A 23,876-nucleotide genomic window follows, 5' to 3' on the forward strand; every position below is an offset into this window, starting at 1 on the left:
GATGGCTGATCCAATCATTCGAATGAGCAACATCGAAAAGCACTTTGGCAGTGTGATCGCGCTGGCCGGAGTGACCCTGGAAGTGAATCCCGCCGAATGCCATTGCCTTCTGGGCGATAATGGTGCCGGTAAATCCACTTTCATCAAAACCATGTCCGGCGTTCATAAGCCAACCAAGGGCGAGATTTATTTCGAAGGTAAACCTTTGTCTTTCGCCGAGCCTCGGGATGCGATCACAGCTGGCATTGCAACCGTGTATCAAGATCTGGCGATGATCCCGCTCATGTCTGTCAGCCGCAACTTTTTCATGGGCAATGAGCCCACGAAGAAAAAGTTCGGCGTTTCTGTCTTTGATCACGAATATGCCAATGAAGTGACTATGACTGAAATGAAGACGATGGGCATTAATCTGCGTGGTCCCGATCAGGCGGTGGGAACACTGTCCGGCGGGGAACGCCAGACAGTCGCAATCGCCAGAGCGGTCCATTTCGGCGCCAAGGTTCTGATCCTGGATGAGCCGACATCAGCTCTTGGTGTGCGCCAGACGTCCAATGTTCTGGCGACCATCGACAAGGTGCGCAAAAGTGGCATTGCCGTTGTTTTCATCACCCACAATGTACGCCATGCCATGGCTGTGGGTGACCGGTTCACTGTGTTGAATCGGGGCAAGACATTGGGAACGGCACTGAAAGGTGAAATCACACCTGAAGAGCTACAGGATCTGATGGCTGGCGGGCAGGAACTGGCAACCCTTGAAGGATCTCTGGGCGGCACTGTTTAAGCTGAATTCTCGACATTGTAAAAGAGGCCCGGACCAGATTGGTTCGGGCCTCTTTGCTTTGTCAGACAGGTTTTACAGTGCGGATGGACGCGCCGAACGGGCCATCATTGGTTCGACATTGATACTAAACGCTCGTATTTTGGCCACGCTTCGACCACTATGAAGACCAAGTTATGCCACATCATTCATGATTTGCATGGGCAATTTGAATTTTGCATTGGCTCGTGTGATCAAACAGTGCGTTAATTGAGGCTGACTAAATCTGGAGGTCGGTATTTGACTTCCTAGAAGGAGAGAAAGATGAAAAATATTATCCGCACGGTTGCGATTTGCGTGATGTCTCTCGCATTTGCAACTGCTGTTCAGGCTCAGACCACAGTCAATGTGGCCTATGATGCCGACCCTGTTTCACTGGATCCACATGAGCAGCTTTCCGGGGGGACTCTTCAGTTGTCACACATGGTATTTGATCCATTGGTGCGCTGGACTCAGGATCTGGAATTTGAAGCACGCATTGCCGAAAGCTGGGAGCAGATTGATGCGACCACCACACGGTTCAAGCTGCGTGACGGTGTTAAATTTCATTCCGGCAACGAATTGACCGCAACTGATGTCAAATGGACATTTGACCGGTTGAAAGAAAGCGATGATTTCAAAGGTATCTTCAGCCTGTTCACCGCTGTTAACATCATTGACGACCTGACCATTGATCTTGTCACATCCGAACCATATCCACTGGTTCTGCACACTGCGACTTACATTTTCCCGATGGACAGCAAGTTCTATTCAGGAACAACAGCAGACGGCAAAGACAAGGCCGAACTGGTGAAACACGGAGACAGCTTTGCTTCGCGTAACGTGTCTGGCACGGGCCCATATGTGGTTTCCGAGCGGGAACAAGGCGTGAAAGTTGTTTTCGATCGCTTCGCCGATTATTGGGATACGGCATCTGAAGGCAATGTGGACAAAATTGTTCTGACCCCGATTAAGGAAGATCCTACGCGGGTTGCAGCACTTCTTGCCGGTGATGTTGATTTCATCGCTCCGGTTCCACCAACCGATCTGAAGCGTGTCGAAGAAAATGCCGGCACAAACCTGATCACTATGCCCGGCACCCGGATCATCACATTCCAGATGAACCAGGATCGCGTAGAGGCGTTCAAGGATGCACGCGTACGTAAAGCAATCGACTATGCAGTAAATAATGCTGGTATCGTTGATCGCATCATGCGCGGCTTTGGTACTGTTGGAGCACAGGCCAGTCCTGCTGGTTATCTGGGTTACAATGCTGAGCTGACCCCGCGTTTCGATGTGGAAATGGCTCAGTCCCTGATGAAGGAAGCCGGATACGAAGATGGCTTCTCGATCACCATGATGGCCCCAAACAACCGCTATGTGAACGATGACAAGATTGCTCAGGCAGTTGCGTCGATGCTGTCGAAAATCAACATCAAAGTTGATCTGCAAACGATGCCGAAGGCCCAGTACTGGCCAAAATACGACGAGCGGGCAGCTGACATGATGATGATTGGTTGGCATGCAGATACCGAAGATAGTGCGAATTTCCATCAGTTCCTGTCTGCTTGCAAGGATGACGCTTCAGGCAATGGCCAGTATAATTCCGGTGCCTATTGCAACGCAGAAGCTGACGCATTGATGAATGCTTCCAACAGCGAAACCGACGTCGCTAAGCGTGGGGAAATGCTGCAGAAGCTGGAAGGAATTCTGTATGACGAAGCGGCATTTATTCCGCTGCATTGGCAGAATCTGGCTTGGGGCGCCCGCGAAGGCATCCACGCTGAGAAAATCGTGAACGCACTGAACTTCCCATACTTTGGCGACCTGGTTGTCGATAAGTAAGTCTCAGTTAGTTTGATCATCTTCCAGGACGAGCCATAATCGCTCGCCCTGGAAGGCCATTTGCAACCACCGCTTTTCACCGGCATTCTTCGCAACACAACGAAGAGGCAACGACAAGTGCGATAACAGGTTAAGAGAGTATGCTTGCCTACCTCGTAAAACGTGTTTTCCAGGCCGTTGCCGTGATGTTCGTTATCTCACTCATTGGCTTCGCTATTCAGGATAATCTCGGAGATCCACTGCGCGAATTGCTCGGGCAGTCAGTCTCTGAAGAAGTGCGGCAGGAGCTGCGCGAGGAATTAGGCCTGAACGATGGTTTTCTGACACAATACACCCGCTTTCTCGGCAAAGCGCTTCAGGGCGATTTGGGCACCAGTTATTTTTTCAAGGAACCGGCGCTTGATGTCATTTTGAAGAAGCTTCCAGCCACTATGGAATTGGTTCTTGGGGCAACCTTCATAATCGTTGGTTTTTCGGTGCCGCTGGGCGTTTACACCGCGATCCGACCTAACACGATCCTCAGCCGTGTTATCATGGGCCTGTCAATTATCGGGATATCGGTACCGGTCTTTCTGACTGCAATTCTGATGATCTATGTATTTGCTGTTGGCTATGGTTGGCTTCCATCATTCGGCCGTGGCGATTTGGTCCATGTCTTTGGCTATTGGGAAACCAATTTCGCGACGCTTGATGGCTGGTCCCATATCTTCCTTCCATCGCTCGCCCTGGCCTCCATCATGCTGCCCTTGTTCATACGCCTGATCCGATCAGAAATGATGGAAGTGCTGCAAAGTGAGTATGTCAAATACGCCAGAGCCAAGGGCATTTGGCCGTGGCGCATCTATTTTGTCCATGCACTCAAAAACACACTCTTGCCCGTGATTACCGTTGGCGGCGTTCAGATCGGAACCATGGTCGCCTACACAATTCTCACGGAAACTGTGTTTCAGTGGCCTGGTATGGGGTTCATGTTTCTGGAAGCGGTCAACCGGGTCGATACACCTCTGATCGTGGCCTACCTGATTGTTGTCGGCTTCATTTTCGTCGTTACGAATACCATCGTTGATCTGATCTATGGGCTGGTAAATCCCATGGTCAACCTTGCAAGGATGGGGGCATGAGCACTTTGGAAACAAGCCCGCCGCCTTCGCTTTGGGTCCGCATGTGGGACTCCAATATGGCGTACAGCTTCCGGCGCAATCCGGTTGCAGTCGTCTCTCTTATCATATTCGTTGCTGTCGCACTGATGGCAATTTTTGCACCGCTGGTTGCGCCGTTTGATCCATATGATCCAGCGCAGATCGACATCATGAACAGCGAATATCCCCCTATCTGGATCGAGGGTGCCGATCCGAATTTTCTGTTTGGAACTGATGATCAGGGCCGGGATTTATGGTCCACCATCCTCTATGGCACACGGCTTTCGCTTTTGATTGGACTATGTGCAGTTGCTTTGCAGGCTTTCCTTGGCATCTCCATCGGTCTGATTGCAGGCTATGTTGGCGGTCGGCTGGACAGTCTGTTGATGCGGTTGGCAGATATCCAATTGTCCTTCTCAACCTTGATGGTTGCGATCATCTTCCTGGCTGTCACGCAAGCCATGTTCGGGTCGGAGACATTCAACCAATACGCCATCTATTTCCTGATTGTGGTCATTGGCGTGGCCGAATGGCCGCAATATGCGCGAACGGTGCGCGCAACGGTGCTCGCAGAGAAGAAAAAAGAATATGTCGACGGCGCCCGGGTTCTGGGGTTTGGCCCGCTGCGCATTATGGTGCGGCACATCCTGCCAAACTCAATGTCACCGATTTTCGTGATCTCAACAGTTCAGGTGGCTAACGCAATTATTTCTGAAGCATCGCTTTCGTTCCTCGGATTGGGCATGCCGCCAAGCCAACCTTCACTGGGCTCACTGATTTCCTCCGGATTCGATTACATCTTCTCTGGCAGTTGGTGGATTACAGCGATCCCCGGTGTGGTTCTCGTGGTTCTGGTGCTCGTCATCAATTTGCTGGGGGACTGGATGCGTGATGTTCTGAACCCCAAATCGTTTAAAGGATAAGCGCAATGACATTGCTTTCAGTGCGCGATCTGACAGTTAAATTCGCCACGCGTGACAGTTCGGTGACCGCACTCAACCAGATCAGTTTCGATCTGGCCAAAGGCGAGCGCCTTGGCATTGTGGGGGAGTCGGGTGCGGGTAAATCCATCACCGGATTTTCCTTGATGAATTTGCTCAGTCGTCCGGGTTTCATCGACAATGGGACAATTCTATTCCAAGGCGACGATATCGTTAAAATGTCCGAATCTCAGATGCGCTCTATTCGCGGCAATCAGATGGCGATGATCTTTCAAGATCCGATGGTCACGCTCAATCCCGTGCTGACAATCGGACAACAGATGGTTGAAACCCTGAGGGCCCATCGTAAGCTCAGCCAAAAAGAAGCGGAGCAGATCTCTATCGTCAAATTGCGCGAGGTCTATATTCCCTCGCCGGAAGAGCGCTTGGACCAGTATCCGCATGAATTATCCGGAGGAATGCGACAACGCATTGTTATTGCGATCGCACTCTTGCTGGATCCGCAATTGATTATTGCCGACGAACCAACAACTGCGCTTGATGTCACGATCCAGGCCGACATCATGGAACTGCTGTTGGAACTGTGCCAGTCAAACAAGGTTGGGCTTATTCTGATCACCCATGACCTCGGGGTTGTCAGCCAGATGACCGAACGCACTTTGGTCATGTATGCGGGCAGGATCATAGAGGCGGGGCGCACACGCGAGATCATCAATGACCCACAGCATCCCTATACGCAGGGCCTGATCAACGCATTGCCACAACAGACCCAGCCCGGCAGTCCGCTTAAGCAAATTCCGGGCAATATGCCATCGCTGACGGCCATTCCAAACGGATGTGCTTTCAACCCCCGGTGCGAATATGCCTTGGACCACTGCCGCACCACGGTCCCGGAAATCGTGCAATACGCCCATGTCAAGGTTGCGTGTCACGAGGTCAGTCGCCTGCACAGCGACAAATCCGAGGAGCGCAGTGCATGAATGATATGAACCACGCCCGACCTCTTCTGGAACTAAAAAACCTTGAAAAACGCTTTGAGCTGGATCGTGGTTTTCTCGAAACCATCAAGTTCCGAAGCGGGAAGATCGTTCGCGAACGCCGCGAGGTTCATGCGGTCAACAATATCACGCTGAATGTGGAACGTGGCGAGGCGTTGTGCGTGGTGGGAGAAAGTGGCTGTGGAAAGTCCACAGTTGCCCGTTTGATCGCTGGTCTGCTGACACCAAGTGGTGGTGAAATCCATTACGAAGGTGAGCGTATCGACAATCGCTCACGCCATGCGATGATGCCTCTGCGCAAGAAGATGCAGATGATTTTTCAAAATCCCTATGCATCACTCAATCCGCGGATGACCATTCAGCAGGCGCTTGAAGAACCTGTGCGCTACCACAATCCGGAACTGTCCAAAAGCGATGTGGTGGAAAAGGTTGCCACGGTCATGCGCTCGGTCGGCGTCGATCCCAGTTGGTCGAAACGCTATCCGCATGAATTTTCTGGCGGTCAGCGCCAACGCATTGCAATTGCCCGCGCATTAACTGTGGACCCTGAATTCATTATTGCCGATGAACCTATTTCTGCGTTGGATGTGTCCATTCAGGCTCAGGTTCTCAACCTGATGCTGGAAGCTAAAAACCAGCGCGGGCTAACCTACCTGTTTATCACTCATGATTTGAGCGTGGTTCAGCACTTTGGCACGCGTGTTGCGGTTCTCTATCTCGGGTCCGTCTGTGAACTGGCAGATACCGCCACGCTGTTTGAGAACCCCAAACACCCTTACACAAAAGCTTTGTTGTCGGCTGTGCCTCAGCTGAAAGATGATCATCCCAACCACATCCGGCTCAAGGGCGAAATCCCAACGCCGATCAATTTACCGCAAGGGTGCCCATTTGAAAGCCGTTGTGCATATGCCAATGATCGTTGTAGGGTCGAGCAGCCCAGACCGCTGCAACAAACTGATGGTTCCATTGTGGCCTGTCATGCAGTTGAAGAAGATCGGTTGGAAAGCTGAATCCCGTAATTCGCTGAACGGACTGCAAAATTGGACATAGCCTGGCTGAAAGACTTTGAAGCTTTGGTCGCTCAAAGAAATTTTTCACGTGCGGCAGAAGAACGTAATGTCAGCCAGCCAGCATTTTCCCGCCGTATCCGCGCATTGGAAGAGGACGTTGGTGTCAAGCTGATTGACCGGCAGACGCTTCCTCTGTCGCTGACGTCTGCCGGTGAAGTCTTTCTGCCGCAGGCGCGCAGTATGTTGCGGACCTATCATGAGACGCTTGAGCGCTGTCAGACGGTTGATGCAGCGGCTGAACACGTCATCCGGTTTGCCACATCCCAGTCGCTCTACATGACCCATTACAAGACCCACATCGCGCCACTGGTTGAAGTGGGAGGTTTGGACATTGATCTGAACTCCACGAGTTGGTCTGCAGATCAATTCGTAACGGCATTGCAACAGCGTTATTGCGATGTGATCCTGACCTACTGGCATCCCGCGATGGATTATCTGGCACCGCTGGAGGTCGGAAAGTGTGACTATCTGACCTTGTCCCGGGATGATTTTTTGCCGGTGTCCAAAACAGACGCAACCGGTCCAATCCACAGCTTTGAACGAAACGACAAGAAACCTGTTTCCCTGCTGTCCTATGGCACAGCTTCGGCGCTGCGTGCCGTACTGGACTTCACACTTCGACAGAATATCGATGGTCCCAAAATCCTGGTGGTTAACCAGAACGCATTGGCGATATCGGTGAAGGCGATGATCATGGAAGGTTTCGGAATGGGCTGGCTGCCACGGGAAATGTGCAAGAATGAGCTATCGAGCGGGCAGCTTCAGATTGTTGGTGGTGAGAACTATATCAGCCAACTGGAAGTGCGCCTGTATCGCGCCCGTGAAAACACAAAGCCGACTTTGAACAGGCTTTGGAACGATATGAAAGCAATCGTGGAAACTGGCGAAACTGGCGTGGGCCTGCTTCAACAGCAATAGATAAGTGGTTTGGCTTTAATAGCGGCAGCCGGTCTGGCGTCTACCATAGTGTTCAGGCCTCAGTCGTGAGGGAAAGACCACTGATAGACTTCAATTCCTGAAACGCTCTGATACCCCAAATGCCAGCCTCACGCCCAAGGCCGGATGATTTTGTGCCACCAAAGGGGGCTCCCAATGCCCGGCTGTTGCCATTCACCTGGATCATGCCGGCATTGATACGGCGAGCGGCCTCATTGGCCATGTGCGCATCGCTGCTCTGGATATAGGCCGCAAGCCCATAGGCCGAGTGATTGGCTTTCAGGACCGCATCATCCAGATCACGAAATGACATGATGGTCAGAACCGGGCCAAAAACCTCCTCGCGCGCAACATTCATATCCGGTGTGACATCAACCAGAACCGTTGGCCGGACAAAATAGCCCTGGTTCAAGCCATCAGGTCTGCCTGCTCCGCCGGAGACGCATCTGGCACCTTGCTCAATGGCGTTTTCGATAAAGTTCTGAACCCGCACAAACTGCGCCCGGTTGACCAGCGGGCCCATATGCGGGCCTGATTTTTGAGGCAAATCCGCATGATAAGTATCAGCAATATCGGCAGCCGAGGTTACAACTTCATCGTAAATGCCGTCCTCTACCAGCATCAGTGAGGCTGCATTACAGGATTGGCCGGCATTGCGGAAACAATGCGCAACCCCTTGTCGGACTGCCGTTGCGATGTCGCAATCGGCAAACAAAAGGTTGGGTGATTTTCCACCAAGTTCCAGGGTCAGCCGACGAAACCCGATAGAAGCTGCCGCTGCAACCAATTGTCCAGCGCGTGTCGAGCCGGTGAAAGAAATGGCTGAGACCCGTTTATGGGCCGTCAACAGTTCACCGGCTTCCGCTCCCCCGATCAGAAAATTGAAAACCCCGTGAGGCAGCTCCGTGGCCTCCATACATTGCGCAAATAGGTGGCCTGTTAACGGCGTCAGCTCGGATGGTTTCAAAACCATGGTACAGCCGGCCATCAGCGCGGCACCAACCTTCAACGCAATCTGGTTCAATGGCCAGTTCCATGGCGTAATCAGTGTGGCAACACCCATTGGCTCGTAGCGCACACGATGCATGGGATCATCTGCAATGGGCGTATCGATCGCGCCCTGCACAGTCATTGCGTCTACAAAACCGCGCAAGTGGGCAAGTGATGCCTCCACCTGATGCGCTTTGCAAAAATCAATCGGCGCACCCATTTCCTGGGAGATGATGTGAGCAAACTGATCACGTCTGTTCTCGATTTCGGCAATCAGCCGGTGAAGATAGATCAGCCGCTCCGATACAGATGTCTCAAGCCAACCCCGCGCCAACGCTGAATGGGCGGCCTCGACCGCCCTGGCAACATCTTCAGCACCGGCAAGTGGCACACGGCAGCGCACAAGTTCCGTTGCCGGATCACACAGTTCAAGTGTTTTCGCTGCTTCAGGGGTAACCCAGCAGCCATCCACATAATGGTGAAAGTCGAAGTCCATCACGTGGGCTTAGAGGTTTAGGGGGAGGGGAGAAAGCAAATAAATTTGATGAATTCATGAACGATCCCGCATGAACAAGAAACGCTCTAAAGCAAATTGCGTGCAGAAGCTTCCCGGCGATAATCGCTCACAGCATCTGCAAATCTGGAAAGATCCCATTCCAACAGGCGTGTCTGGCCACTGCGGTCAGCAAACTCCTGAACAAGCACATCACCTCCGGACATGTGATCAAGCATGTCTTGTGCAGCCGCACCGGAGAGCGCGCAGGGGGATGTATCCAGACACCCGTCCACGGCGCTCCAGACCCTTTCTCCCTGCCGTTCGACACGAAACCCGTTTTCGCTATAGCGAACGCCGCGTTCAAAGCCGAGTTCGATTTGTGTCTGCTTGTCCTGCGTGTAAGCGAACACAAAGCTGGCCATGAATACCGGGCGTGGCGAAAACACGTCGACATAACGCAAGTAGCACCGCTGTCGCAGCTCGCCTGCCTCCATACGTTCATCACACACACTGTCCCACAGACCGAAAGAGGCGTAGTGCTTTGCCAGCCAGTCCGAGGCCGTGTCATTCCCTGATCGATCCTGCGCTGAAACCTGGAAAGGGGCTACAAGAGCAACCGTCAGAAGGATTGTTTTGAGCATATCTGTTCTCCCATGTGTGGCAGGACATAGAACCGCAATAGAAGCCAACGCATCAAACAAACTCTTGTCACGTCACCGTGATCGAGTGGGCTTTCATCCGCTGAGGGGTGGGCCTATAAACGGGTGTTGTGAATCGCTCGTGGCGACGAATTTCCAGAAAAGCACATTCCAATGACCACCGTAGAACCTTCCAATTCAAAAGCTGCAATGTGGATGGCTGGCTGGCTGACAGCCATGCTGACCATGGCCGTCGCGGGGCGTGAGGCGGTCAGCCAGATCGGCGCATTTCAGGTTATGGAGTTGCGCGCCATAATTGGCATGTTTCTGCTCTACCCGCTGGTGCGAATGAATGGCGGTTTTGCAGGGATGAAGACCGCGCATCCCTGGCGTCATATCTGGCGCAACACAGTGCATTACGGAGCGCAATTCGGATGGTTGGTGGCCATCACGATGATCCCCTTGGCTCAGGTGATTTCAATTGAATTCACCATGCCGATCTGGACGGCTCTTCTGGCTGTTTTCTTTCTCGGCGAGAAAATGAACAGCTGGAAAATTGCCGCTGTGATGCTCGGTCTGGTCGGCGTCTGGATCATTGTCAGGCCAAGTACTGATGGTGTGGAACCGGGCCAGCTGATCTCGCTGTTGGCTGCTGTCGGCTTCAGCATCTCGGTGATCTTTGTAAAAGCCCTGACGCGTACTGAAAGTGTTGTCCGCATTATTTTCTGGATGCTGGTGATCCAGGGCATCATAGGCTTGATACCGGCACTGCTTGTCTGGCAGCCCATACCCAACAACCTTTGGGGCTGGATTCTTCTGGTTTCGATCTGCGGGACATTTTCCCATTATTGCATGGCGCGCGCTATGACGTTTGCCGATGCGACCATTGTGGTTCCCATGGACTTTCTGCGCGTGCCTTTGACAGCCTTGGTGGGTTGGCTAGTGTATAGTGAAGCAATCGATGTCTACACGGTTGTCGGCGCGGCCTTGATCCTGTCCGGCAATTTACTGAATCTCAGGAAGTCTGCACCGCCGGCGCAAAAGCAAGCGCGCTTTGAAGAGCCAACCTAGACATGACAGATCTTCAGATAAGACCGGCAAGCGAGAACGAGTTCGCAGCCGTAATCAACTGGGCGGCTGACGAAGGCTGGAATCCAGGATTGGATGATTTGGGCGTCTTCCACCAGACCGATCCGGACGGGTTTTTGATGGGGTGGAAAAACGACAAGCCAGTGTCTTGCATTTCAGTCGTACGCTATGGGAAAACACATGGCTTTCTGGGCTTTTACATTGTCCACCCGGATTGGCGCGGCTCCGGTTTTGGAATTTCCACCTGGAACGCTGGTATGGCGCATCTGAAAGGCCGCATTGTCGGACTTGATGGCGTGGTTGAGCAGCAACAGAATTATGCCAGAAGCGGGTTTCAGTTTGCCGGAACAAATATTCGTTTCACTGGCGTGCCAGAGCGCAATGTCCCCAGCCTGGAACATTCAGACATCCGGCCTGTCGAACACATCGACAAGTTTGATATACTGAACTACCAAAAACCGTTTTTTCCGGCAGAACGGGATGACTTCATTGCACGCTGGGTGCGCCCGTCAACTCTTGGTGCACTCCCGCCTTCACGCCAAAGTCTCGCTGCTTTTGAGGACGGTAAATTAACCGGTTTTGGGACGATCCGCACATGCCGAAACGGCTATAAAATTGGCCCGCTTTTCGCTGATGACGATCGGACAGGGGCTGCCCTCTTTCGCTCTTTATGCATGATTGTGCCGCAGGATGCGGAAGTTTCGCTTGATGTGCCAGAGGGCAATCAGGCCGCCATGGACCTGGCGCGCAGCGCTGGGCTGCAGCCGGTTTTTCAAACCGCGCGCATGTGGAAGGGCGACAAGCCGGATCCGCAAACCCGTCGCACCTTCGGATTGGCAAGCTTTGAACTAGGTTGATCCTAGCTAAGCGATGCCGTTTGATTTGCAAAGCCAACGGAGATGGACAAGGAGCCCTCATTCACAAGCCATTTGCGCAAGGTAAAGGTGCGGCCACCTTTTGCATGCATCGGGTCATTCTCGGTCAGCGCTTTGGCTTCTTCCAGCGAGGCCGCGCGATAGATGATCATGCCGCCGCCACTCATTTGCTCTCCGCTCGCATCTGACAAAGGGCCTGCCATGAACAGCTTGCCTTCGGATTCCATCTGCTTCTGATAGGCAAGGTGCTCGGGCAGAATTTCAAGCATCTGTGGCGGTGCCATGGCTGGCGTTGATTCAACGATGTAAAGTTCAAACGCCAGTGAACCCCGCGCCCGAGCGGTTTCCCGATATTCTGACCATAATGGCATATTCAACACTCCTCAAAACCTGTTTTCCCAGCCGAGTACGCCTGTTTTCTCCGCTGGACATGCGAGCCAGCATACAGAGTTTTTGGAAAAACAAAATATCGATATTAATTGACGTTTAGAAAAAAATGTGGGTATTTTCAGAAAAATTCGGCGCGGATCGAACAGTCAACTTTGCCTTAATCGGGTAAAGTCGGTTTTTACACTGAAACCTCGCGCCTTTCGCTACAAGGACAGCCATGCATGAATGCTAATGCGCCTCACGGACAGGATCTGGAACAAGCGCGGATACACGCGCAGGAAGATGTGCGCGATCTGCGATCCAAAATCAGCCATTTGGGTGAAGACGAAATAGGGTTGATGTTGACCCGTGCGCGTTCTCACTACGCATGGCAGGACAAACCTGTAACCGATGAACAACTGAAGCAGATTTACGACATTACAAAAATGGGATCGACCAGCATGAATTGCTGTCCGGCCCGTTTTGTCTTTGTAAAATCTGCTGCAGGCAAGGACCGTTTGGCAAAGGCATTGAAGCCGACCAACGTGCCAAAAGTCATGAAGGCGCCGGTCACCGCGATCATTGCTTTTGACAAGGAATTCTGGACCGAACTGCCGCGTCTGTTCCCCCATGAAGATCGTCGGGGTCACTTTCGTGACAAGGAAAAGCATTCATATGACACGGCATTCCGCAATTCCACGCTTCAGGGTGGCTATTTCATGATGGCTGCGAGAGCTATCGGTCTGGATACGGGGCCAATCTCGGGTTTTTCCAATGAGATCGTGGACGCAGAGTTTTTTGCCGGCACAACAATTGCCTCGAACTTCCTGTGTAATCTGGGTTACGCGGACGAGTCTGCCTTATTCCAGCGTTTGCCACGTTTTGACTTCGAGGACGTCTGCGAATTCGCCTGATAAATAGGAACGTGTCAAATGGGAGGTGATGCGACAATGCAATCAAAAACAACCGTAAAGCTGCGTGCTTCGGCCGTCAGCCCGTCTCATTCATTGTCAAACATTTCCGTGCGGGATGTAAGCTTTGCAATTGATGAGCCCGTGGAGCGTGGCGGCACAAATCTTGGCCCGACACCCACGGATACTGCATTAAGTGCCCTGGTTGGCTGCACCAATGTAATTGGACACAAATGTGCCGATGTCCTGGGCGTCGATATAGGCCATCTGACGATCTCTGCAGTTTGTGATTTTGACCGGTTGGGCGTTACTTTGCAGCAGGAAGTTGATGTCCCATTCGTCAAAATACTTCTGACCGTGGAAGCCGACGGTCCAGCCACGCAATCGGAACTGGATCTTGTTTCAGCGGAAGTCGGGAAATATTGCCCTTTGGCCAAATTGTTCCGGCAGGCTGGAACAATTATTGAAGAAAACTGGAAGTCAACACACAGCTGATCTTGAAATAAAGCTCAGCACACTTTGGAGGAAGCACAATGAGTACAATGACTTTACGCCGTGCCATGCTGTCGGCGGTTGTGTCTGCAGGCCTGTTTGCCGGACTGCATGCGCAATCTGCAAACGCAACAGAAACCATCAACATGATTGCAATTGATGGGTATCCAGATCGATCCATGTGGGTCAAGGAATTCTCCGGATTCTTTATTCCACGGGTGAATGAAGAACTGGCTGCCACAGGCAATTACAAGATTGAATGGCAGGAAGCGTATGGCGGCACAATCGTCAAGCCACGCGGTGTGCTGGAAGGCATCAAGCTTGGTCTTGGTGACATTGGCATCGTGACCACCATTTTCCACAATTCCGCATTGCCAAGTCAGGGTATTTCAGCGGTTACGCCTTTTGTCTCTGCCGATGCCCGTGTGGTCGCAAAAGCGGTTGATGAGATCGCAAAAGAATTCCCGCAGATGGCATCTGAGCTGGAAGCAGAGAACCAGATTTATCTGGCAACCGGCGTGGTGCTTGATACCTATCAGATCTTCTCCAAGACGCCGATCAACGCATTGTCAGATTTGGGTGGCATGAAAGTAGCTGGTGCTGGCTATAATCTGCGGTATCTGGAAGGCATTGAAGGTGCTGCTGGTGTGCGCGGTGGCCTGCCAAATTTCTACAACATGCTTCAAACCGGTGTTGTTGATGCTGCCATGCTGTGGCCTGAAGCTGCAAAAACATTCAAGATCGCTGAAGTTGCGCCTTACATGCTGAAAGCCGACCTTGGTGCCGTGAATTCCAAAACCGTTACAGTCAACAAGGACGTTTGGAACAAGCTGCCTGACGAAGTGAAAACTGCGCTGCAGAAAGTGGCAGTTGAATATCGCGATCATGTTGCCGGCATTGCTATGGACCGTGCAGCTGAATCACTTGAAGCCTATAAGGCTGGCGGTGGTACAGTTGTCGAAATGTCTGCTGAAGCGCGTGCCGCCTGGGCAAACTCCATGCCAAATATTGCTGTGGATTGGGCCCAGAAGCTCGATACAGCGGGCGCGCCCGGTTCTGAAATGCTGAAAGCCTATATGGCGAAGCTGAAAGCTGCTGGCCAGGTGCCAATCCGTGACTGGGCAGCAGAATTGACAAACTAATATAAATTGAAACGGCGGAGCAGAAAATCATGTCCAACAATGCGCTTCGCCGTTTCTACAGTGCCTCTGTCTCGATCGCGACAATTGCCAATATGGTGGGAACGGGCATTATTTTTGTTCTGGTTGCCATTCTGAACGCTGATGTTGTGGCCCGAGGCGTTTTTCACGACCCTATTCGCGGCGTCGTAGAAATGGTCATTTTCTCACTGGCCTTGATCGTCTTCATGCAATTGCCGGATGTGGTGCGCAGCAACAGGCTGACCCGGTCAGATGGTATGCTGCTGATGATGTTTGAATCCCGACCAGGGGCCGCCCGGATTATGACCCGTGTCATTGATCTTGTCGCTGGAATTTTCATGGCGCTGATCGCATGGACCATGTGGCCCGAATTTATTGAATCTTTTGAAACCTGCCATTTCATCACGCCTCCGGAATTTGGGCCTGTGCCGACCGGCGACTTCCTAGCCGACATGTCGGCTGCATTCGGACGCTGTGAGTATTCCGGAACACCGGGCATTTTCACCGCACCCTGGTGGCCGATTAAACTCGCAATTTGTTTCAGCGTCACGCTGTGCACGATCATCTTCTTCATGAAGGCGTTGATCGGAAGCAAGGGTGCTGATCTGTTTAATATTGGAGATCGCCCGGCATGACGAACCCAACCCATCTGGCGGATCAATATGTCTCCCGTTGAAATCGGCTCGCTTTCAGTTCTGGCCATTGTCGTGCTCGTCTATATGGGCATGTATATTCCGGTTGCGCTTGGGTTGGTGTCATTTGTCTCCATCTGGCTGATCAGCGGAAAATCCATTCTGGCTTTCAACTTCCTGAAAATTGCCGTTGGCGATGGTGTTGCAGAATATGAATTTGCCACCATTCCGCTGTTCACCGTCATGGGGCTTTTGGTGTCTCGAGCAGGTTTAGGAACCGATATCTATACGGTTATGAACCGCGGCTTCAGGCGCATAACAGGCGGTATCGGAATGGCAACTGTGGGCGCAAATGCTGTGTTTGCCGCGGTTACCGGATCGTCGATTGCCTCTGCCTCGGTCTTCACCAAGATATCCGTCCCCGAAATGCTGAGACTGAATTATAATCCGCGTTTCGCTGTTGGTGTTGTTGCCGGGTCATCCGTACTTGGCATGATCATCCCGCCAAGCGCGATGTTGATCATCTACTCATTTGTTGCCGAGCAATCGGTTGGCGAAATGTTCATTGCGGGCATTATTCCAGGCTTGATTCTAACTGCAGCCTACATCGCCGGTATCCTGGCAGCCGGTCGCTTCTGGCCCACATTTCTGGGTGTCGGGGCGGGTGTCACCGAAGATATTCCTCTGAGCACCTATGAACTGCTGGAAAAGACAGTTCCTATTGTCAGCCTGATCATCATCGTGTTGGGCGGTATCTATACCGGCTGGTTGACGCCTGTTGAAGCCGGTGCTGCCGGCGCTCTGGTAGCGCTGCTGATTGCAATCATCCGCCGCAGAATGACATGGAAATCCCTTTGGGCAACGGCCATCGAAACAGGCCACATCACAGCTTCCATTCTGTTCCTGATTACAATGGCATCACTCTACAGCCGCATGCTTGGCTACGCCGGCCTGCCAAATGAGCTCGACAATCTGCTGCAGACTTATGATCTGGGCTTTGCGGAAATCATGATCATCTATGTGATCCTGATGCTCTTTTTGGGCACATTGCTGGATACAGCTTCCATTATCCTGATCGTGGTTCCACTGTTCATCACCTTGATGGAATCCATGGGGCTCAGCCTTATCTGGTTCGGCATCGTAACGGTGATTGGCGCAGAAATCGGTTTGCTGACACCCCCATTGGGAATTTCCTGCTTTGTGATCAAAGCTACACTCAACAATCCAAAGATCAGTCTGAAAGATGTGTTCATGGGGGCCTTCCCCTTCGCAGTTATTATGCTGTTGGTGCTCATCCTCCTCATTCGCTATCCGATCCTCTCAACCGGACTGCTCGGCTGATCAAAACTCCACAGACGAGGACTATCAAATGCGTACAGTTTCAAAAGACAACATCACACAAGCGTTTCTGGATTATTGCAGCGACGAAACGGAGCCGCGTGTGCGCTTCGTTCTGGAAAAACTGGTCAGCCATCTGCACGATTTTGTGCGTGAAACTAACCTCACGCACGCCGAATGGCGCAAGGGTCTGGAACTGCTTGAAAAAACCGGTGACATGACAGATCCGGAACGCAATGAGTTCGTTCTCATGTCAGACGTGCTCGGCTTGTCTTCTTTGGTTGATATGGTCAATTCGCCAGATGAAGGCACGCCTTCCAGCGTGCTTGGACCTTTCCATATTCTGGGCGCACCGGACCTTGCAGTCGGTGGCGACATGAAACAGGACAATGACGGTGCAGCCGTTATTGTAAAAGGTCATGTGCGCAACCCGGATGGTGAGCCGATCAAGGGTGCCGAAATCGAGATATGGCAGACCGCCGACAACGGCCTGTATTCCAATCAGGACAACAAACAGACAGAGTATAATCTGCGCGGTCACATTGTTGTCGGCGATGATGGTCTGTATCAGTTCTCCACGGTTCGGCCGGCACCTTACACTGTGCCCGGCGATGGTCCGGTTGGCGAATTGCTGCGTGCCACAGGACGTCACCCCTGGCGTCCGTCTCACCTGCATTTCATCATCACAGCCCCAGGCTACCGCAGCCTTGTGACGGAAGTATTCCCAAGCGATGATGAATATCTGGATGAAGATGCTGTGTTTGGTGTGCGCGAGCAGCTTGTGATGAAATATGTTGAACAAAACGACGTGACCGCCATCCCAGATGGGATGGAGATCGCTGAGCGATTGCAGGCGCCATTCTTCACAGTTGATTTTGACTTTGTTCTGGCCAAAGAAGCGTAAACAGGACCACTCATTTGTGTCGGTTGGACGGCTTAGTAGTCGTCCAACTGATCTTTGAGAAAGTCGCCGGTGTTGACGTAGTGGCTGACCAGCAATTGTGCGGCCAGATCAGCATCACGTGCCAGCACCGCGTCGCAGATGGCACCGTGTTCGGCCGTTACATCCCGTGAGGGATAGGCCTGTATCCCGGATAATTGGCGGTACCGGATGTTCTGATCATAGAGTTGGTCACAAAATTTCATCAGCATGGTTGAATCGCATGCCGAAATCAGCGTCACATGAAAGTGCTTGTGGCGTACTTCCCATTCCGCATTGGCAACGAAATGATCATCCGCCGCCGAGCGCGGAACACGGGATAGCCGGTAGGCTGCCAGCACAACCTGCTCTTCCCAACTTGCATTGCCATGGTCAATGGATTCGCGCAAAGCGCGTTCTTCAAGCCAGCAACGGGTTTTAAGCAATTCATCAAATTCTTTCGCGCTGACCGTTGCGACACGAAAGCCGCGCTGATCAATGCGTTCTACGAAATGATCCGAGGTCAAAAGGCTCAGCGCTTCGCGAATCGGGCTGGTTCCGACATCGTAGAGTTGCCGCAATTCTTCAATCTTGAGCTTCTGTCCAGGGATCAAAACACCAGCAATGATATCAGCCCTCAACCTGGCATAGGCGCGGCTGGTCATGGAAGCCCGGCTTGATGTCTCCTTGTCCGACATATCAGACAGACTGATGTCGTCGACTGATTCAGGCATCATAAGCTCGGTGTCTTCCTGTTTCATCAAAAGTCTAATCTTCAGCGGAAAACATGTATTTCCAAACCTGACGATGTGTATTCAGAACCTTCAGTCTATCCTGTTTACCAAGTCCCTGTCTTCATAACGTAGCCCAAAATACAATTAATCGCACTCTGGAAAATCGGGATGAGGAAAATAATATCGATTTTTTGACGGTAGAAAATTTGATGATCTGCAGAAAAGTGAACTTCGCCAAGCACGAATTAATTCAGCACTAAAAAAAACATATAATAATTTCAATTGATTATAGCGTTTTTGCTACATCTGATCTGATTTCGTCGCACAAAAAATTCATGGGCTTTAATGAAGAATAATATTGATATTTCTTGTTAAAAATATAAAATATAGACAAGTTGGGTTTGGTTCCTGTTTTGGCAGGTGCGGACGGACACCCTTTCACGATAGCTTTGGAGAGACAACATGCGCGAGAACCATTTTGAAGAGGATAAATGGTGGGTCAGCCCATATAATTTTGTACCCGAAGTGCGTGATGCTATGGACCTGCCTCCAAAGGTAGAAATCCATGACGCGACACTGCGTGATGGAGAGCAGACACCTGGTGTTGTTTTTTCTGTTGATGACAAAATTGCGATTGCGCAAAAGCTTTCCGAAGTTGGTGTTGAGCGCATTGAAGCTGGTATGCCCGCAGTTTCCCCGCAGGATGCCGAATCCATCAAGCAGATTTCAAAATTGGGCCTGAACTCCCGTATTTTCACTTTTGCGCGAGCCATGAAAAAAGACATCGACATGGCGCTTGAGTGCGGCGCGCAAGGCGTCATCATTGAAGTGCCAATCGGCTATCCCAAGCTGAAAACCCAGTTTGGCTGGACCTGGCAGGATGTTCTGGCGCGCAGCGCGCCCGTCATCAATTACGCCCGTGAAAACGGCCTTTATGCTGTGTTCTTCCCATATGACACCACCCGCGCCCGCGCGGATGATCTTGAGAATTTGTGCAAGGGCATCATGGCTGAATCCCCACCCGATTCCATTGGCATCGTTGATACAATGGGCTGCGCCACGCCTGAAGCCATCAAATACATGGTGCGCTGGGTCAAGCGTATGACCGGCCTTCCAATCGAAATTCACACGCATAATGATTTCGGCATGGGTGTTGCCACTGAACTGGCAGCGGTGACCGCCGGTGCCGAAGTTGTGCATTCCTGCGGAAATGGCCTGGGTGAGCGTACCGGCAACGCAGCGCTGGAAGAGCTTATGCTCGGTCTTGACCTGCTTTACGGTTATGACACCGGCTACAAACTGGATAAATTACCAGAGCTGGGCGAGTTGCTGTCCCGTTTGGCCAATGTGCCGATTGCCCGCAACAAGCCAATTTTGGGTTCTGGAAACTTCACCCGCGAATCCGGCATCGGCATCAATTATGTGATGCATGACCCACTGGTCATGTTTGGTACGCATCCGGCTCTTACGGGCCGGGCAGGCGAAGTGGTGCTGGGCAAGAAAAGCGGCAAAGCTTCCATAGCTTACAAGCTGGAAGATCTGGGTCTGGGCGAATCAGATGAGGCTGAAACAGCGGAAATGCTTGATCACGTCAAACAGGCCGGTATCAAAAAACGCGACATTCTGAGCGATGATGAGTTCAAGGCCATCGTTGAAGCGATCCGCTCCCGCAAGGCAGCCTGATCGAACATCAAGTAAGGCCCTGACAGCGTAAACCACGTTTGTCGGGGCTGCATCTCTCATGTCAGAACCCGAAATCACGCTCTATCATTCGCTGACCTCAGTCTGTTCCCAGAAAGTGCGGCTGACCTTGGCAGAATTGGGCCTTGGCTTCCAAAGTCGGGTCATGGACCTGAAGAAGGGCGACCAGTTTGCGCCTGATTATCTGAAGCTGAACCCCAACGCTGTTGTCCCAACATTGATTGATGGCACGCAGGTGGTTTTAAACTCCAATACCATCTTGCAGCATTTATGCGCGCGCAATGCAGCGCACCCACTCAGCACTGCAACCGTAGATCGTCAGGAGCTGTGCTCTCAATGGTTCGAACGCGCTGACCGGCTCCACGTCGCAATCCACGCAATTACCTATGTCAGTGTAAATCGTGAAAAGCTGTTGGCCTTGTCGCCAGAGCAACGAGAGCAACGCTACCAAAACATCCCGGACCCCGTCCGCTCCGCCAGGCTGCGCCGGATTGTAGACGATGGATTTGAGTCCGCTCCGGTCCTGGCTGCATTGGAAACACTCAATGAAATTCTGCCAAAACTTCAAACGGCACTCCGGGGCTATAGATGCTTGACGGGTGACCGTGCAACGCTGGCTGATTTCGCGATGTTTCCATTTGTGCATCGGCTGCATCTGTTGGGCTTTGACCCATTGTGGGAAGAGGGGAACCTGGCCCGCTGGCATGGCGACATGATGCAGCGCCCCAGCTTTCAAACCGCAATCCGGACTGTTGTCCCTGCCAGCGCCACCGACAATTTCGCGGCTTCCGGAAAAGCCGCTTGGCCACAGCTTGGCGTGCGTTTCAACTGAATAGATTTTCTTGGCGCGTACAGGTTTCCAGACGCTTTTCAGCAGCATCCATTGCCCGATTCCTTTGTTCTCCAATGCTTAATCACCCCAAGGTTGTGAATTGGCTTTAAAAGCCCTGCCAGTCAAGCTCAGAAAATCGCCGCCTCTTGATGATGTGTCAGGCCGAATTCCAGGCCAAGACCCTTGGGTCATCTCGTTTCGTATCGCTCAATAAAGGACATCGAAGTGAAAGTTAGACGTTTCAACTTCACTTTCAAATCTTGTTTCAAAAACTCCAAAGCGCCTTGAATTCACAGTGATGTGCGGAAGCCGCGCCTCATAGCAGGAACTGGGTATTGTTAACAAAATGGCTTTTAGAACGGCTAAAATCTGCGGATATTCCATATCAAAGATGAAAATCGGTTGACAAGCAGCGGGAAAAAGGAGGTATATTTGTTTCCAAAGCGCTTTGAATTTTTTAAATAATGAGTGTTCGGACAAGATTTTCATGTTATGCATGTTTTTTCTGGGAGGAAAATTTATGAAGAAAATACTCTACTCAACAGCCATGGCTTTGGTGCTTGCTGCTGGTTCCGCACAAGCGCAGACTGCTCTCATGTTTGAGCCTGGTTCCGGTGATTTTAACTGGGACAGCTACGAAGCGCTGAAATCCACACAACTGAACGGCGAGCAGGTCACAGTCTTTGGCCCGTGGCTCGGACCCGATCAGAAAGTAGTCGAAAGCGTGTTGGCCTATTTTGGCGCAGCAACAGGTGCTGACGTTAAATATGTTGGTTCTGACAGTTTCGAGCAGCAGATCATGATTGATGCTGAGGCCGGGTCTGCACCAAATGTTGCCGTGTTCCCTCAGCCGGGACTTGCGGCAGATATGGCTGCACGCGGATTTCTGACGCCTCTGGCAGACGGTACCGGTGACTGGATTCGTGAAAACTATGCGGCCGGACAGTCCTGGGTCGATCTTGGCACTTATGCCAGTGCGAGCGGTGAAGATGAACTCTTTGGCTTCTTCTACAAGGTAGATGTAAAATCTCTGGTTTGGTATTCGCCTGAAAACTTTGAAGATGCCGGTTACGAAATTCCAACCAGCATGGAAGATCTGAAGGCGTTGTCAGAGCAGATCGTGGCAGATGGCGGAACGCCATGGTGCATCGGCCTGGGATCAGGCGGCGCAACAGGCTGGCCTGCAACCGACTGGGTTGAAGACATGATGCTGCGTACGCAGACACCTGATGTCTATGACCGATGGGTGACGAACGAAATTCCGTTCACAGATGAGCGCGTTGTTGCTGCTATTGATGAGTTTGGTGCTTTTGCACGCAACGATGATTTTGTTGCAGGTGGAGCTGGAGCCGTTGCTTCAACTGACTTCCGCGATAGCCCCAAAGGCCTCTTCTCGTCGCCTCCTCAGTGCTACATGCACCGTCAGGCTTCTTTCATCCCGGCTTTCTTCCCTGAAGGTACAAGTGTTGGTGAAGATGCGGACTTCTTCTACTTCCCATCCTATGCTGGCAAGGATCTTGGAAACCCGGTTCTGGGTGCAGGTACAGTTTGGGCCATCACAAGCGACAGCCCGGGTTCTCAGGCACTGGTCGAATTCCTGAAATCGCCAATTGCTCACGAATTGTGGATGGCACAGTCCGGTTTCCTGACACCACATAAAGGTGTCGACACTGGAATTTATGCTGACGATACACAGCGCGCACTGGGAGATGTTCTTCTGGGGGCGACAACCTTCCGCTTCGACGGATCCGATCTGATGCCTGGTGGTGTTGGAGCTGGTGCCTTCTGGACCGGAATGGTGGACTATGCAGGTGGCAAGCCTGCGGCAGAAGTTGCCGCAGAAATCCAGGCCTCCTGGGACTCGCTGAAATAATCAGCAGGCCGTGACGGCTATTGAGGAACCCGGCCCAAGCCGCCGGGTTCCCACCGAATACTAAAAGACATTGGGGAGGGGACTATGCATCCTGCATTCCAGGGGTTGCTGACGATTATCATCGGCGTTGGCGGTTGTGTCGGCTATTATTATTTTTCCAATCAGTTTTTGGACAAGGTTCTGTTCCCTGCCAAAGGGGCGAATATTGGACGGAACATAAATCGGGCCAATATGGTTCGACCGTGGCTGTTTCTGTTCCCGGCTCTTTTGGCACTTGGGCTCTATCTGGCCTATCCCGTTGTTGAGACATTGCGCATGTCCTTGTCCGAGCGATTGCCGGGCGGTGGTTCTCAGTTTGTCGGCCTCGATAATTACGGACAGATGCTGACCGAGCCAAAGTTCTGGGAGGCCTTGCAGAACAATTTCTTCTGGCTTCTGGTGGTTCCTGCGATGTCGACGGCCTTTGGTCTGTTGGCGGCGCAACTGACTGACCGCATTTCCTGGGGCAACATTGCGAAATCCCTGATTTTCATGCCCATGGCCATCTCCTTCGTTGGTGCGGCCGTGATCTGGAAGCTGGTCTATGACACCCGCCCTGTGGATCAGGAGCAAATCGGCGTTCTGAACGCACTGTATCTCTGGTTTGGCGGCACCGAACCCAATACCTGGCTGACCATGCCGTTCTGGAACAACTTTTTCCTGATGGCTGTCCTGATCTGGATCCAAACCGGATTTGCCATGGTTATCCTCTCCGCCGCTTTGCGCGGCATACCTGAAGAAACCATTGAGGCTGCGATTCTGGATGGTGCCAATCCGTTCCAGGTTTTCTTCAAGATCAAGGTGCCGCAGATCATGGGAACCATTGTTGTGGTCTGGACGACCATCACCATCGTGGTTTTGAAGGTCTTCGACATCGTGTTCGCTATGACCAACGGTCAATGGGAGACGCAGGTTCTGGCCAACTACATGTATGACAAGCTGTTCCGCGCCAATGATTGGGGCGTCGGCTCTGCCAGCGCCATGGTGATCATGCTTCTGGTGACACCAATCCTGGTTTGGAATGTCTACAACGCCCGCAAAGAAATGCGCTGAGGGAGACGAC

23 protein-coding genes are annotated in these 23,876 nt (G+C 52.0%); 19 read left to right on the top strand and 4 right to left on the bottom strand.

Going from position 1 to position 23,876, the window contains the following annotated elements; translation table 11 throughout:
• The first annotated feature begins 1 nt into the window (after position 1).
• The 7 genes from RAL91_RS07690 (at position 2) to RAL91_RS07720 (ending at position 7,707) form a co-directional block, all read left to right on the top strand.
• Positions 2 to 781 carry an ATP-binding cassette domain-containing protein gene (locus RAL91_RS07690; protein WP_306261121.1) on the top strand — a complete coding sequence of 260 codons (780 nt, stop codon included), beginning with the start codon at positions 2 to 4 and terminating at the stop codon, positions 779 to 781.
• 300 nt (positions 782 to 1,081) lie between these two features.
• Positions 1,082 to 2,641 (top strand): ABC transporter substrate-binding protein, encoded by a 1,560-nt coding sequence (locus tag RAL91_RS07695; protein WP_306261123.1) that lies wholly within the window; start codon positions 1,082 to 1,084, stop codon positions 2,639 to 2,641.
• 140 nt (positions 2,642 to 2,781) lie between these two features.
• Complete coding sequence (locus tag RAL91_RS07700; RefSeq protein ID WP_306261125.1) at positions 2,782 to 3,762, top strand: ABC transporter permease; 981 nt, start codon at positions 2,782 to 2,784, stop codon at positions 3,760 to 3,762.
• Positions 3,759 to 4,703, top strand: coding sequence for an ABC transporter permease (locus tag RAL91_RS07705; protein WP_306261127.1), 945 nt, complete (start codon positions 3,759 to 3,761; stop codon positions 4,701 to 4,703). Before RAL91_RS07700 ends, RAL91_RS07705 begins: the two co-directional genes overlap by 4 nt.
• A gap of 5 nt (positions 4,704 to 4,708) precedes the next feature.
• The gene (locus tag RAL91_RS07710) at positions 4,709 to 5,701 is read left to right on the top strand and encodes an ABC transporter ATP-binding protein (RefSeq protein WP_306261130.1); all 993 of its coding nucleotides are present in this window, start codon (positions 4,709 to 4,711) and stop codon (positions 5,699 to 5,701) included.
• Complete coding sequence (locus RAL91_RS07715; RefSeq protein WP_306261132.1) at positions 5,698 to 6,729, top strand: ABC transporter ATP-binding protein; 1,032 nt, start codon at positions 5,698 to 5,700, stop codon at positions 6,727 to 6,729. Before RAL91_RS07710 ends, RAL91_RS07715 begins: the two co-directional genes overlap by 4 nt.
• 30 nt (positions 6,730 to 6,759) lie before the next feature.
• The gene (locus RAL91_RS07720; protein WP_306261134.1) at positions 6,760 to 7,707 is read left to right on the top strand and encodes a LysR family transcriptional regulator; all 948 of its coding nucleotides are present in this window, start codon (positions 6,760 to 6,762) and stop codon (positions 7,705 to 7,707) included.
• A 52-nt stretch (positions 7,708 to 7,759) separates the two neighbouring features.
• Here the strand turns inward: RAL91_RS07720 and RAL91_RS07725 are convergent, their stop codons facing one another.
• The gene (locus tag RAL91_RS07725; protein WP_306261136.1) at positions 7,760 to 9,211 is read right to left on the bottom strand and encodes an aldehyde dehydrogenase family protein; all 1,452 of its coding nucleotides are present in this window, start codon (positions 9,209 to 9,211) and stop codon (positions 7,760 to 7,762) included.
• 86 nt (positions 9,212 to 9,297) lie between these two features.
• The gene (locus RAL91_RS07730; RefSeq protein ID WP_306261137.1) at positions 9,298 to 9,852 is read right to left on the bottom strand and encodes a hypothetical protein; all 555 of its coding nucleotides are present in this window, start codon (positions 9,850 to 9,852) and stop codon (positions 9,298 to 9,300) included.
• 171 nt (positions 9,853 to 10,023) lie between these two features.
• On the opposite strand from RAL91_RS07730, the gene RAL91_RS07735 reads away from it, so the two are divergent.
• The gene (locus RAL91_RS07735) at positions 10,024 to 10,920 is read left to right on the top strand and encodes a DMT family transporter (RefSeq protein WP_306261138.1); all 897 of its coding nucleotides are present in this window, start codon (positions 10,024 to 10,026) and stop codon (positions 10,918 to 10,920) included.
• 2 nt (positions 10,921 to 10,922) lie between these two features.
• Positions 10,923 to 11,795 (top strand): GNAT family N-acetyltransferase, encoded by an 873-nt coding sequence (locus RAL91_RS07740; protein WP_306261139.1) that lies wholly within the window; start codon positions 10,923 to 10,925, stop codon positions 11,793 to 11,795.
• A 2-nt stretch (positions 11,796 to 11,797) separates the two neighbouring features.
• Here RAL91_RS07740 and RAL91_RS07745 read toward each other — a convergent pair whose 3' ends face one another.
• Positions 11,798 to 12,184 carry a YciI family protein gene (locus RAL91_RS07745; RefSeq protein WP_306261140.1) on the bottom strand — a complete coding sequence of 129 codons (387 nt, stop codon included), beginning with the start codon at positions 12,182 to 12,184 and terminating at the stop codon, positions 11,798 to 11,800.
• A gap of 240 nt (positions 12,185 to 12,424) precedes the next feature.
• Here RAL91_RS07745 and RAL91_RS07750 point away from each other — a divergent pair, with 240 nt between their 5' ends.
• The 6 genes from RAL91_RS07750 to RAL91_RS07775 are packed head-to-tail and all read left to right on the top strand — an operon-like array spanning position 12,425 to position 17,619.
• Entirely contained in the window at positions 12,425 to 13,096 is a 672-nt protein-coding gene (locus RAL91_RS07750; RefSeq protein WP_306261141.1) for a malonic semialdehyde reductase, read from the top strand.
• 36 nt (positions 13,097 to 13,132) lie between these two features.
• A complete protein-coding gene (locus tag RAL91_RS07755) occupies positions 13,133 to 13,588 on the top strand; it encodes an OsmC family protein (RefSeq protein ID WP_306261142.1) in 456 nt (151 codons plus the stop codon).
• Positions 13,589 to 13,626: 38 nt separating this feature from the next.
• Positions 13,627 to 14,727: a C4-dicarboxylate TRAP transporter substrate-binding protein gene (locus RAL91_RS07760; protein ID WP_306261143.1), complete on the top strand. Its 1,101-nt coding sequence runs from the start codon at positions 13,627 to 13,629 to the stop codon at positions 14,725 to 14,727.
• Positions 14,728 to 14,756: 29 nt separating this feature from the next.
• Positions 14,757 to 15,380 (top strand): TRAP transporter small permease subunit, encoded by a 624-nt coding sequence (locus RAL91_RS07765; protein ID WP_306261144.1) that lies wholly within the window; start codon positions 14,757 to 14,759, stop codon positions 15,378 to 15,380.
• A 27-nt stretch (positions 15,381 to 15,407) separates the two neighbouring features.
• Complete coding sequence (locus tag RAL91_RS07770) at positions 15,408 to 16,718, top strand: TRAP transporter large permease (protein ID WP_306261145.1); 1,311 nt, start codon at positions 15,408 to 15,410, stop codon at positions 16,716 to 16,718.
• Between the two features lie 28 nt (positions 16,719 to 16,746).
• On the top strand, positions 16,747 to 17,619 hold the full coding sequence (locus tag RAL91_RS07775; RefSeq protein ID WP_306261146.1) for a dioxygenase: 873 nt from the start codon (positions 16,747 to 16,749) through the stop codon (positions 17,617 to 17,619).
• Positions 17,620 to 17,651: 32 nt separating this feature from the next.
• Here RAL91_RS07775 and RAL91_RS07780 read toward each other — a convergent pair whose 3' ends face one another.
• Positions 17,652 to 18,371, bottom strand: a complete 720-nt coding sequence (locus RAL91_RS07780) for a GntR family transcriptional regulator (RefSeq protein WP_306261147.1) — start codon at positions 18,369 to 18,371, stop codon at positions 17,652 to 17,654.
• A 459-nt stretch (positions 18,372 to 18,830) separates the two neighbouring features.
• Here RAL91_RS07780 and RAL91_RS07785 point away from each other — a divergent pair, with 459 nt between their 5' ends.
• The 4 genes from RAL91_RS07785 to RAL91_RS07800 all read left to right on the top strand — a co-directional run bounded on the left by RAL91_RS07785 (position 18,831) and on the right by RAL91_RS07800 (position 23,866).
• The gene (locus RAL91_RS07785; protein ID WP_306261148.1) at positions 18,831 to 20,051 is read left to right on the top strand and encodes a LeuA family protein; all 1,221 of its coding nucleotides are present in this window, start codon (positions 18,831 to 18,833) and stop codon (positions 20,049 to 20,051) included.
• Positions 20,052 to 20,109: 58 nt separating this feature from the next.
• Complete coding sequence (locus RAL91_RS07790) at positions 20,110 to 20,901, top strand: glutathione S-transferase family protein (protein WP_306261149.1); 792 nt, start codon at positions 20,110 to 20,112, stop codon at positions 20,899 to 20,901.
• A 520-nt stretch (positions 20,902 to 21,421) separates the two neighbouring features.
• Positions 21,422 to 22,774, top strand: a complete 1,353-nt coding sequence (locus RAL91_RS07795) for an ABC transporter substrate-binding protein (RefSeq protein ID WP_306261150.1) — start codon at positions 21,422 to 21,424, stop codon at positions 22,772 to 22,774.
• Positions 22,775 to 22,858: 84 nt separating this feature from the next.
• A complete protein-coding gene (locus RAL91_RS07800) occupies positions 22,859 to 23,866 on the top strand; it encodes a carbohydrate ABC transporter permease (protein WP_306261151.1) in 1,008 nt (335 codons plus the stop codon).
• Positions 23,867 to 23,876: the final 10 nt, after the last annotated feature.

Origin of the sequence: Pararhizobium sp. IMCC21322, assembly GCF_030758295.1 — a bacterium.
Classification (GTDB): domain Bacteria; phylum Pseudomonadota; class Alphaproteobacteria; order Rhizobiales.

Excerpts from the sequence above, each read along its gene's own strand:
- RAL91_RS07690 (WP_306261121.1), top strand. The coding sequence starts at position 2 with ATGGCTGATCCAATCATTCGAATGAGCAACATCGAAAAGCACTTTGGC.
- RAL91_RS07695 (WP_306261123.1), top strand. The coding sequence starts at position 1,082 with ATGAAAAATATTATCCGCACGGTTGCGATTTGCGTGATGTCTCTCGCA.
- RAL91_RS07700 (WP_306261125.1), top strand. The coding sequence starts at position 2,782 with ATGCTTGCCTACCTCGTAAAACGTGTTTTCCAGGCCGTTGCCGTGATG.
- RAL91_RS07705 (WP_306261127.1), top strand. The coding sequence starts at position 3,759 with ATGAGCACTTTGGAAACAAGCCCGCCGCCTTCGCTTTGGGTCCGCATG.
- RAL91_RS07710 (WP_306261130.1), top strand. The coding sequence starts at position 4,709 with ATGACATTGCTTTCAGTGCGCGATCTGACAGTTAAATTCGCCACGCGT.
- RAL91_RS07715 (WP_306261132.1), top strand. The coding sequence starts at position 5,698 with ATGAATGATATGAACCACGCCCGACCTCTTCTGGAACTAAAAAACCTT.
- RAL91_RS07725 (WP_306261136.1), bottom strand. The coding sequence starts at position 9,211 with ATGGACTTCGACTTTCACCATTATGTGGATGGCTGCTGGGTTACCCCT.
- RAL91_RS07730 (WP_306261137.1), bottom strand. The coding sequence starts at position 9,852 with ATGCTCAAAACAATCCTTCTGACGGTTGCTCTTGTAGCCCCTTTCCAG.
- RAL91_RS07735 (WP_306261138.1), top strand. The coding sequence starts at position 10,024 with ATGACCACCGTAGAACCTTCCAATTCAAAAGCTGCAATGTGGATGGCT.
- RAL91_RS07740 (WP_306261139.1), top strand. The coding sequence starts at position 10,923 with ATGACAGATCTTCAGATAAGACCGGCAAGCGAGAACGAGTTCGCAGCC.
- RAL91_RS07745 (WP_306261140.1), bottom strand. The coding sequence starts at position 12,184 with ATGCCATTATGGTCAGAATATCGGGAAACCGCTCGGGCGCGGGGTTCA.
- RAL91_RS07750 (WP_306261141.1), top strand. The coding sequence starts at position 12,425 with ATGAATGCTAATGCGCCTCACGGACAGGATCTGGAACAAGCGCGGATA.
- RAL91_RS07755 (WP_306261142.1), top strand. The coding sequence starts at position 13,133 with ATGCAATCAAAAACAACCGTAAAGCTGCGTGCTTCGGCCGTCAGCCCG.
- RAL91_RS07760 (WP_306261143.1), top strand. The coding sequence starts at position 13,627 with ATGAGTACAATGACTTTACGCCGTGCCATGCTGTCGGCGGTTGTGTCT.
- RAL91_RS07765 (WP_306261144.1), top strand. The coding sequence starts at position 14,757 with ATGTCCAACAATGCGCTTCGCCGTTTCTACAGTGCCTCTGTCTCGATC.
- RAL91_RS07770 (WP_306261145.1), top strand. The coding sequence starts at position 15,408 with ATGTCTCCCGTTGAAATCGGCTCGCTTTCAGTTCTGGCCATTGTCGTG.
- RAL91_RS07775 (WP_306261146.1), top strand. The coding sequence starts at position 16,747 with ATGCGTACAGTTTCAAAAGACAACATCACACAAGCGTTTCTGGATTAT.
- RAL91_RS07780 (WP_306261147.1), bottom strand. The coding sequence starts at position 18,371 with ATGATGCCTGAATCAGTCGACGACATCAGTCTGTCTGATATGTCGGAC.
- RAL91_RS07785 (WP_306261148.1), top strand. The coding sequence starts at position 18,831 with ATGCGCGAGAACCATTTTGAAGAGGATAAATGGTGGGTCAGCCCATAT.
- RAL91_RS07790 (WP_306261149.1), top strand. The coding sequence starts at position 20,110 with ATGTCAGAACCCGAAATCACGCTCTATCATTCGCTGACCTCAGTCTGT.
- RAL91_RS07795 (WP_306261150.1), top strand. The coding sequence starts at position 21,422 with ATGAAGAAAATACTCTACTCAACAGCCATGGCTTTGGTGCTTGCTGCT.
- RAL91_RS07800 (WP_306261151.1), top strand. The coding sequence starts at position 22,859 with ATGCATCCTGCATTCCAGGGGTTGCTGACGATTATCATCGGCGTTGGC.